General features: G+C 61.9%; 8 protein-coding genes. 1 reads left to right on the top strand and 7 read right to left on the bottom strand.

What is annotated here, in order from left to right:
- Positions 1 to 164 precede the first annotated feature (164 nt).
- From larE to PLJ71_21730, 6 genes are all read right to left on the bottom strand, one after another.
- Positions 165 to 1,007, bottom strand: a complete 843-nt coding sequence (gene larE / locus PLJ71_21705) for an ATP-dependent sacrificial sulfur transferase LarE (protein HQM51305.1) — start codon at positions 1,005 to 1,007, stop codon at positions 165 to 167.
- A complete protein-coding gene (gene mtaB / locus PLJ71_21710) occupies positions 1,000 to 2,331 on the bottom strand; it encodes a tRNA (N(6)-L-threonylcarbamoyladenosine(37)-C(2))-methylthiotransferase MtaB (protein HQM51306.1) in 1,332 nt (443 codons plus the stop codon). Before mtaB ends, larE begins: the two co-directional genes overlap by 8 nt.
- 5 nt (positions 2,332 to 2,336) lie before the next feature.
- Complete coding sequence (locus PLJ71_21715; protein HQM51307.1) at positions 2,337 to 3,830, bottom strand: leucyl aminopeptidase; 1,494 nt, start codon at positions 3,828 to 3,830, stop codon at positions 2,337 to 2,339.
- Between the two features lie 40 nt (positions 3,831 to 3,870).
- Positions 3,871 to 5,217, bottom strand: a complete 1,347-nt coding sequence (miaB, locus tag PLJ71_21720) for a tRNA (N6-isopentenyl adenosine(37)-C2)-methylthiotransferase MiaB (protein ID HQM51308.1) — start codon at positions 5,215 to 5,217, stop codon at positions 3,871 to 3,873.
- A 245-nt stretch (positions 5,218 to 5,462) separates the two neighbouring features.
- Positions 5,463 to 6,482 carry a Gfo/Idh/MocA family oxidoreductase gene (locus PLJ71_21725; GenBank protein HQM51309.1) on the bottom strand — a complete coding sequence of 340 codons (1,020 nt, stop codon included), beginning with the start codon at positions 6,480 to 6,482 and terminating at the stop codon, positions 5,463 to 5,465.
- Positions 6,483 to 6,536: 54 nt separating this feature from the next.
- A complete protein-coding gene (locus PLJ71_21730; GenBank protein HQM51310.1) occupies positions 6,537 to 6,926 on the bottom strand; it encodes an FkbM family methyltransferase in 390 nt (129 codons plus the stop codon).
- Between the two features lie 217 nt (positions 6,927 to 7,143).
- Here PLJ71_21730 and xylA point away from each other — a divergent pair, with 217 nt between their 5' ends.
- A complete protein-coding gene (gene xylA, locus PLJ71_21735; GenBank protein ID HQM51311.1) occupies positions 7,144 to 8,457 on the top strand; it encodes a xylose isomerase in 1,314 nt (437 codons plus the stop codon).
- 384 nt (positions 8,458 to 8,841) lie between these two features.
- Here the strand turns inward: xylA and PLJ71_21740 are convergent, their stop codons facing one another.
- Positions 8,842 to 9,777 carry a DUF1559 domain-containing protein gene (locus tag PLJ71_21740; GenBank protein HQM51312.1) on the bottom strand — a complete coding sequence of 312 codons (936 nt, stop codon included), beginning with the start codon at positions 9,775 to 9,777 and terminating at the stop codon, positions 8,842 to 8,844.
- Positions 9,778 to 9,790 lie beyond the last annotated feature (13 nt).

Below are 9,790 nucleotides of genomic sequence, written 5' to 3' on the forward strand. Positions count from 1 at the left end.
ACCGGCCCGCGAGGGGCACGCGCGAATAGCTTGGAACACGTTGCTCGGCTGCCCGTGACGCCGCGCCGGAAGCCCAAGCCTCAATAGTCACAAGCCTTTGCGGAATGTGCGGTTATGCCGCCGCGAAGACGGTATCGCATGGAGAACGCCATTGGCGCCTATCCTTATTCCTGCTCCGGAGCGGTAGCCGAGCTGCCCGCACGGTAGCCGGCGAGGTCCAGGGTGACAAAACGATAGCCCGCGCCGCGGCAGCCCGCTACGATCTTCTCGCGCATGCCCGCGTCGAGCAGCCTTGGAATATCAGCATGATCCACCTCGATGCGGCACAGGTCGCCATGATGCCTCGCGCGGTACTGCCGCAAGCCCAGCGACTTCAGCACCTCTTCCGCCTGTTCGACTCTCGAGACAGCCTCGCGCGAGACTCGCATACCCGTGGGAAACCGCGATGCCAGGCAGGCAAACGATGCCTTGCCGGCCGTGGGCAGTTTGCGCCTCCGGCTCAAGAGGCGTATGTCTTCTTTTGAAAGGCCGGCTTCCTGAAGCGGCGCCGCGACGGCATGTTCCCTGGCGGCCTGGTGGCCGACGCGCGTCGGGTCAAGAGCATCCTCGGCAATAGCGCCATACGCTACCACGGCAACGCCGTTCTTTTTCGCGTACTTTTCCATCTGTTGAAAGAGCTCGATCTTGCAGTGGTAACACCGCATGGGCCCGTTCTGGAGGTATTCCTCGAGCTCGAACTCGTTGGTCTTGATAATGGCAAGGTTCCAGCCGCGCTCTCGGGCGAGCGCTCTTGCGGCGGCCAGCTCGGAACGGGGGATGCTGGGCGAATCCGCGATGACGAGCTCGGCCCGGCCGCCAAGCACCTCGTGCGCCACATCTGCCAGATACGTGGAATCCACCCCGCCTGAATAGGCCACCACCACGCTCCGGTAGGCGGCAATTGTCTTCTTCAGCAGCTCTTCCTTGCGCAGGGCTGTCTCCGGAATGCCTGTTTCCGTTTCACTCATCGATCGTTCCTGTGGCGAGATCGCCTCGAATACCTTCTATCCTTACGCGGGCGAATTCGTTATGCATCCTTTTAGCCGAACGCGCGGCAACACGGATATAATTCCCTGTATACCCTTCCCACCAGCCGTCCTGCTCGTGCTCGAACAGCACCTCGACAGCCGCGCCGAGATAGCGTTCGTAGAAGGCGCGCCGCTTACGTGCGCTGATGCGCCGCACCTTGGCGCTGCGCCAGTTGGCCGCTTTCGGGTCGACCTTCTCCGGAATGCGCTGCGCCGCCGTGCCGTCGCGCTCGGAGTATTTGAATACATGAGCGTAGGCGATAGGGGTATCGCGCAGTACTGCGCACGTCTCCTCGAAATCCGCCTCGGTCTCGCCCGGCATGCCTACCATGATGTCGGTTCCGATGCACAAAGCCGGCACTCGGCAATAGGCTTTTTCAATGAAGTCCACGAATTCGCTGCGCGTGTATTTGCGTTTCATGAGGCGCAACACCTTGTCCGAACCCGATTGCAGAGGGATATGCAGGTACGGAACCAGGGCATGGTCCGGAGCCGCCATGCAGCCGAGCAGTTCCTCCGGTATCGTCGTTGGCTCGATCGAGCTGATCCGGATACGGCGCAGTCCCTGCAGGTCGTTTAAGCGGTTTACCACGTCGGCGATGTCGAGCCCCTGGTCGTTGTAGCAGCCGAGATTGACGCCCGTGAGCACCAGTTCTTTCGCGCCCCGCGCGACCAAGGCGCGGGCTTCGTCGAGCAAGTTGTCCATCTCGCGGCTGCGGTTCCGTCCGCGCGCAAACGGTATCGCACAGAAACTGCACATAAAGTTGCAGCCGTCTTGGATCTTGAGATTTGTCCGGCGTTCAATGAGCGCATCGCCCGCGAACGGGATCGTGAAATCGTGGCGTTGAATCCGATCGCGGACAATCAAGGGGGTCTCATTTTTCCCCTGCGCGGCGAATTCGAGCACCCGCATTTTTTCCTGGTTGCCGCAGATGAGATCGATTCCTTCGATCTCCGCCAGGGCACGGTAGCCGGTCTGCGCGTAGCACCCGATCACCGCCACGTACGCCTTGGGGTTCTTGCGAATGAACGCCCGGATGAGCTGGCGTGATTTGGCGTCGGCCTCCCGCGTCACCGTACAGCTATGCACGATACCCAGATCCGCCGGCTTCCCGAACGGCACGATTTCGTAACCCTCGCGGCGCAGCAAATCCATCAGTATCCCGCTCTCGGACTGGTTCAGGCGGCAGCCCAGCGTGTGGACCGCGGCCCTGCGCCTGCCCTCGCGCGGCGCCGGATTATGTACAGATGCGCATTCGGCCATGGTTTCTATACCGTCTTTTCACTCGTCTTGATTGCCCATTCGGTCAAGAGGCGCACGCCATATCCCGTGGCGTGCTTCGGATCCAGATAGGGGATATTCTTGCCGCCCCACGCTGTTCCGGCAATATCGAGGTGCGCCCAGGGCGTATCGCCCACGAAATGTTTCAAGAAACAGCCGCCCACGATGGTGCCCGCTTCTTTCGGAGGCCCGATATTGCAGATGTCGGCATGGGCGCCTTCGAGCAGCTTGTCGTAATCGTCCCAAAGCGGCAAGCGCCAAACCCGCTCGCCCGTAACGGCCCCCGCCGCCTCGAGGGACTCGGCCAAGGCATCGTCATCGGACATCAAGCCCGCCGCGTAGTGTCCCAGCGCCACAACGCATGCTCCGGTAAGGGTCGCAAGGTTTACCACATGGTCCGGCTGGTGCTCCCGGATGGTGTACGCGAGTGCGTCGGCCAGGATCAGGCGGCCTTCGGCGTCAGTATTGTTCACCTCGATCGTCTTCCCGTTGTATGCGCGGACCACGTCGCCGGGTTTCTGGGCATGGCCGCCGGGCGTGTTCTCGCACGCAGGGACGACACACACCACGTTGAGGGCGGGTTTCAGGGCGGCGATGGCGCGAAATGCCCCGAATACCGCCGCCGCGCCGCACATATCAAACTTCATCTCGTGCATGCCCTGGACCGGCTTGAGCGAGATGCCCCCCGTATCGAACGTCACGCCTTTGCCCACAAACGCGACGGTCTTTGTGGCAGCGTCATGCTTGTAGTGGAGCACCGAAAGCGTAGGTGGTTCGGCACTGCCCCGCGCAACCCCGAGAAATGCGCCCATCTCAAGCTCTTCCAACTGGTCCCGATGCAGCACCTCGCCTTCGCAACCGGCGTCTTCCGCCATTTCAAGCGCTGCGCCCGCCAGGCGGGACGGCGTCATGTCGTTTGCAGGCGTATTGGCCAGATCGCGCGCCCAGTTCGTGCTCTGGCAGGCGATCCGCGCTTGTTCGCACCGCCGTGCGGCCAGGTGGGCGCCCGACTCCACGACTATCGCTATCGCATCGACCGGTTGCGGAGCCGGCTCGTCGCTTTTGCGCTCCTTATATTGGTCAAACCGGTACTGCCCGAGCATGACGCCGTCGACGAATCCGTGGGCATGCTCAGCGATGAGAGCGGCGTCGAAGGCAGCCATCGCGACCCGGTGTGCGCCCAGCAATTCGGACGCTTTGCCGGCGGACCGGCGCACGGTCTCGGCAGTGCAGGCGTTACGTTTCCCGAGTCCCAACAGCACCACGCCATCGTATACGCCGCTTGCGGACGGTAAAAAGCACACTTCCTGCGGCTTGCCGCGCACGGTCTCCTTCTCGCGAAGCCGCGCGATTGCGCGCGTATCGGCATCATCGAGCAACGGGCTGTCGCCGCCGGCGCCGTCCTCGAAAACAGGCACGGCCAGCGCGCACCGGCCTTCCGGAAACGTGAATTTCGCGCGCGACACGACCTTGACGTTCATGTCTGTTCTTGCCTCCGTGTTCGATGCCTCGTCCTACCCGCTAGCGGGCGGGGGCGGTTGCGCCGGTGAGCCGTTCAGCTTCGAGCCAGTGATTGCGAAAACCCGTAATACGCACATCCACCAGATCGCCGATCTCAAGTTCGGGCCCGGGCACGCTCACCGGCCGGAAACCTTCCGTGCGGCCGTTCATTACCCCCTGCTGGCGCAGGTGCGCGCCGTCAATGAGCACCTCGTGAGTCGTGCCCGCCAACGCGCGCAATTGCTCCCCGGTGATGCGTTCCTGAAGTCCGAGGACTTGTGCCAGGCGCGTTTCCTTGACCTCGCGAGGCACATCGTCTTCCATCTTCGCCGCGCGCGTGCCCGGCCGCACCGAGTATTTGAACGCGAATATCTGGCTGAACCGCACTTCTTCCATCACACGCAGGGTCCAGGCGAACTCTTCCTCGGTTTCGGTCGGGAATCCGACGATGATGTCCGTGCTGATCTCGATGTGTGGGTTGATCGAGCGCATATAGCGCACCTTATCGAGATACTCCTCGATGGTGTGGCGCCGCCGCATCAGCTTGAGAACGCGGTTACCGCCCGCTTGAAACGGCAGGTGAACGTGGTTGCAGATGGTCTTGCGCTCCGCCATCAGGTCTGACAGGCGGCTGTTCCAATCTTTCGGATGGGGCGACGTGAACCGCAGACGGTTCAGACCGTCGAGCCGCGACACGGCGTCCAGCAACTCATAGAATCCCGCTTCGCCCGCCTTGTACGAATTCACGTTCTGGCCCAGCAGCCAGATTTCCTTCGCGCCTTGGCCAATCATGGCGCGGGCTTCGCGCAGTATGTTGCCGGGCTCGCGGCTGACCTCGCGGCCCCGCGTGTAGGGGACGACACAAAACGAGCAGAAGTTGTCGCAGCCCTTCGTGATGGCGATGTACCCTCTGCACCCTTCGAGGGCCACCTGCTCGAGGCGTTCTTCGGGGATGAAGTTCTGCACCTTCTGCTTCCCTGAGAGCCACTCGGTGTTCAAAACCCGTTCGCCTCGCTCGGCGGCCGCGATCATCTCGGGCAGGTCAAAATAGTTGTCAGGACCAAAGACCATATCCACGCATTTTTCGCGTTTGAGGATGGCCTCGCCCTCCTGTTGCGCCACGCATCCCGCCACGCCGATGATCATCTGCGAACCGTTCTTCTTGAGGTTTCGCAGGCGGCCCAGGAGGCTGTACACCTTGTTTTCCGGGTTCTCGCGCACCGAGCATGTGTTGACCAGCACGACGTCGGCGTTCGCCGGGTCACCGATCATTTCGTAGCCCGCCGCTTCGAGTACTTTCGCCATCCGCTGGCTGTCGTGTTCGTTCATCTGGCAGCCAAACGTCTGGATATGTGCGCGCTTGCTCATGATTCCTTGTAACAGCCCTGATTATCAGAATAGCGTTCCGCACCGTGCCCGTAAGGACGGTCACTGCACCGAAACGGCCACGAAGAACAGAATATCATACCATCCAAACACTACCGATCCAATCCAAGGACCCTGCGCGAGCACCCTGCGCGCAATTGATGAAATGGCGGGCAGGAGACCCCTATCCCGTTGAACAGAGGGCCGGACCGCGCGCGGCGCCTGGGCTTGGAGCACCGGCAGCCGGGTCAGTCAACCGTTACCGGATGCCCGCTGCGCACCGATTCCTCAATAGCGCAAATGGCCTTCGTGACCTGCAGCCCGTCGCGCCCCGTGACCAACAACTCCTTGCCGTCGCGGACGCATTCGGCGAAGTGGCGAATGCTCTCCGCCGCGAATCCCATTTGGCGCCCGTAGACCGTGGGCATCACCAGGATATCGGGATACGAGGCCTCTTTCCCGGTGTACTTCTCGAGCGTGCGGTTGTGCGACGCATCCATATAGATGGCGCCTTTGCTGCCCACGACCTCGCACTTCAGATCAATCAGGCTGGGTTGCGAGTCAGGCAATATCCATGAATTCTCGAGTTGCGCCGTCGCGCCCGCTCGAAAATGGAGCGTCGCTTGATAGTAGTCGGGCGTATCGATACCCATGTTCTTGAGCACTTCGGACCGTGCCACGGCATATACCCGCGTGACTTCGTCGTCCAGCAGCCACCGGATCGTGTCGATACTGTGGCTTCCGATAAACCACATGACGGTGGACTGGCCCGCCCATGAGAGCATTTTCGACGGCACATGAACACGGTCGCTCAGGCGGTAGTAAACGTGTTGCGGCACGCCGATGTCGCCGTTTTGAATCGTCTGGCGCGCCTTGTACAGCGGAGGACTCCATCGCGCGTGGAAATCGACCATCAACTTCACGCCGGCCTTCTCGGCAGCCATCACGATGGCCTCGCATTGCTGGACGGTCATGGCGAGGGGCTTTTCGCAGAGGATGTGTTTGCCGGCTTCAGCGGCTGCCAGGGCGATCTCCGCGTGCGCGAAATCCGGCGTCACGATGGACACGGCCTGTATCGCATCGTTGGCCAAGAGTTCACGGTAGTCCATGTACGCCGCCGCGGCGGTCGCGTTGGCGAGGGCCTCGGCCCGGCCGGCCACGAGGTCCGCCACGCCCAGGACCCGGACCCCGTGCATCGCGGCGTAGGTTCGCGCGTGGACCGTCCCCCACGTTCCCGTGCCGATAATGCCTATGCCAAGCACGCTCATGACGCCACTCCTTCCCGCGCGGCACCCTCCCCGGCCCGGAGGCAGCCGAAGGCCTCAGAAACCCGGCCGGCACCCCGCTTCCTCCAGACAATCGCGCAGCTCCGGCAACCGCTCCTGCGGACACAGCAGCTGATTGTCATGGCCTTCCCGGTAGGCCACCGTTTCCTGCGGCAGAATATCGTGGCCCGCGATATAGAGAGATTGATACCGTGCCTCGCGGCGAATGGCATCAATCGCCGCGCAATCCGCCGCTTCGAGTATCTCGACGGCGATGATAGGCCGCAGGGTGCTCAACACTAGCCGGGCTCCGCCCAACACGGCATGCTCGAAGCTCTCCACATCAATGCGCAATACGTCCATCCGGCACAAGCCGGCCTCCCGCGCAAACTGGTCCAGGTTCGTTACGGGCATGTCGAGTGTAATGGCGGTACCAAACCGGTGCAAGTTATCCGCCGACGGCGCATGCCAACAGGCGCGGACCGCAGCTCTCCCCGGGACCCGCGAATCGCACGGCGTCGTACCGGGTTTCGCCGGAGCCTGCACGGCGATCAGGGGTCAGGCGCGGCGTTTCACCTTCTGGCTGACATGTGCTAAGCTTGGGCTATGCGTGCGCGGTGTTTTCCGGCCGGGCGCGGCGTCCGGCTGAGCGGAGGAGAGAGCCATGCCCGAGTATTTTCCGGAAGTGAGCAAGCCCATCAAGTATGAGGGGCCGAAATCGAAAAACCCCCTTGCGTTCAAGCATTACAACCCGAAGAAGAGAATCCTTGGCAAGACCATGGCCGAGCATCTGCGGTTCTCGGTGTGTTATTGGCACACGTTCAAGGGCCTGGGCAGCGACCCGTTTGGTCCTGGCACGATGTTGCGCAGCTACAACAAGCCGGCGGACCCGATGGCGCAGGCCGAGGCGACCATGCATGCCGCGTTCGAGTTCTTCACGAAGCTGGGGGCCGGGTTCTGGTGCTTCCACGACCACGACATTGCGCCCGAGGGCAGGACGCTCGCGGAGAGCAACAAGAACATCGATAAGATGGTCGCGCTGGCCAAGAAGCTTCAGCGTCAAACCGGCGTGAAGCTGTTGTGGGGCACGAGCAATCTGTTCTCGAACCGGCGTTTCATGGCCGGAGCCGCGACGAATCCGTCTCCCGAGATCTATGCTTATGCCGCGAGCAAGGTGAAGAGGGCCCTCGAAGCAACCAAGGAGCTCGGCGGCGCGGGGTACGTGTTCTGGGGCGGGCGCGAAGGCTACGATACGCTGCTCAACACCGACATGAAACGCGAACTCGACCATCTCGGCCGGTTCCTGTGCCAAGCGGTGGAGTATAAGCAGAAGATCGGGTTCAAGGGCCAGTTCTATATTGAACCCAAGCCCAAGGAACCTACCAAACACCAGTACGATTTCGACGCGGCCGCGTGCCACGCCTTTCTGCAGAAATACGGGCTCGTAGACCACTTTAAACTGAACATCGAGTCGAACCACGGGACCCTGGCGGGACATACGTTCATACACGAACTCGAGTATGCCGCCGCGAACGGCATCCTCGGCTCGGTCGACGCCAACCGCGGCGATTTGCTCATCGGATGGGATACGGATCAGTTCCCGACCGACATCCGCGAATGCACTCTGGCGATGTACGTTATCCTGAGGGCAGGGGGATTCAAGACGGGCGGATTGAACTTCGATGCGAAGGTGCGGCGGCAGTCCGTGGACGCGCTCGACCTGTTTCATGCACACATCGGGGCGATGGACGCGTTTGCGCGGGGCCTTGAGAACGCCGCCAGATTGCTCGCGAGCAAGAAGCTCGAGGATTTCATCAGGAAACGCTATGCGGGATGGGACAAAGGCCTTGGCGCCAAGATCGAGGCCGGCAAGCTGGACTTTGAGGCCCTCGAGGCATATACAATGGAGCATGGCGAGCCGAAGGTCCAAAGCGGCCGTCAGGAGATGCTCGAGAATATCCTGAACGAATACCTGTGACGGGGGCGATAGCGCCCCTGTTCCGGCGGGGAGTCCCGGGGGAGAGGACTCCCCGAGTTCCTTTTTAGGGGAAAATTGGAGGATAGCCGGGTCATCTCACCGGTTTGCCGATGCGCGCAGCTCGCGCTATTCAGGCAGACAAGCAGGGGGCAGAAGAACGCCGAGGCGGCGCCGGCGAGCCCGGGGGAATGGCCCCTTCCCTTGTTGTTCGCGGCGGTCGGACGCGTTCATCCCGGCCCGGCTGGATAAGCGTGACAGGTTCAGACGCTTGTGAAAAGGCGAGCCGCCGCGGGGAGCGGCGGCTCAAATCGCCTCCGGGGTGTGTGCATGGGGCTGTTATGGGTATGCCCTGGAGGCCGGCGAACGTATAGATACGCGCGGTCCTTACATCACCAAGGCCATCACGCGGCAAATGGGCAACTCGCCCGGGAACCGCACGAACTCGACATGGCCGTCCATGTAGAGCACGTTGCTGCCGCCGGGAATGTGGTTGAATTGATCGGCCTCGACACTGGCGATGTCCCACATCACAGAGAGTTCGCTCTGCGCGAGGGCGCCCCCCGACGGGTTATTGATGTCGGTGATGAAGAAGCGCTCGATCCCTTCGCGCAAACGGTACATGGTGCGCTCGGGGCCGCCCATCAGGCTGGCCACAGTGATGTCCTGGTCGGCCTTGGCGGTGCCTACGAAGTTGGCGTCTTCTATCGCGTCGACGGTAGTCAGGAAGGCCACCAGCGCTCCGGGATCGAGGTTCATCCCCATGAGACCAACCACGATGGCGGTCTCGTCCTGGCCGGAAAGGGCGGCAAGCCCGCCGTCATTCACATCGCCGCCGGGCCACGAAATCATGTCTTCGCTCAAGGCCCAGCCCAGGTAGACATACGACGTCGAGTTGAACTTGCAGGGCAGAATCTCCTCGCTGGGGTCGTTGAACCTGCGCCATTTGCGTTCAATCGCCTCCCTACCGGCTGAGTCCGACGGGCAGATGAGCACGTTGGCGTCGGTGAGGTATTCGGGGTACACCTGCATGCCCTCGAAGAAGATGTGGCCGGCCCAAGGCCTGTCGCATACGCCCCACGTGCCTGCGGTACCATCCTCTTTTCCTTCACCGTGGGTCGAGATGCTGGGCCATTTCTCGCCCTTTGCCTCGTTGGCATACATCTTGAAGACCAGGCCCAGTTGCTTGAGGTTGTTCGCGCAACTCGCGCGGCGTGCGGCTTCGCGGGCCCGCGCCAACGCCGGCAGAAGAATCGCGGCAAGGATGCCGATGATGGCGATGACCACGAGCAACTCGATCAGTGTGAATCCTTTTTTGTTCATGGCTACTCTCCTT

This window comes from Candidatus Hydrogenedentota bacterium, assembly GCA_035416745.1.
In the GTDB taxonomy this organism is placed as follows: domain Bacteria; phylum Hydrogenedentota; class Hydrogenedentia; order Hydrogenedentales; family SLHB01; genus UBA2224.

Bases quoted from the DNA above. Each gene is read 5' to 3' on its own strand.
- PLJ71_21740 (HQM51312.1), bottom strand. From the start codon at position 9,777: ATGAACAAAAAAGGATTCACACTGATCGAGTTGCTCGTGGTCATCGCC.
- mtaB (HQM51306.1), bottom strand. From the start codon at position 2,331: ATGGCCGAATGCGCATCTGTACATAATCCGGCGCCGCGCGAGGGCAGG.
- xylA (HQM51311.1), top strand. From the start codon at position 7,144: ATGCCCGAGTATTTTCCGGAAGTGAGCAAGCCCATCAAGTATGAGGGG.
- larE (HQM51305.1), bottom strand. From the start codon at position 1,007: ATGAGTGAAACGGAAACAGGCATTCCGGAGACAGCCCTGCGCAAGGAA.
- miaB (HQM51308.1), bottom strand. From the start codon at position 5,217: ATGAGCAAGCGCGCACATATCCAGACGTTTGGCTGCCAGATGAACGAA.
- PLJ71_21715 (HQM51307.1), bottom strand. From the start codon at position 3,830: ATGAACGTCAAGGTCGTGTCGCGCGCGAAATTCACGTTTCCGGAAGGC.
- PLJ71_21725 (HQM51309.1), bottom strand. From the start codon at position 6,482: ATGAGCGTGCTTGGCATAGGCATTATCGGCACGGGAACGTGGGGGACG.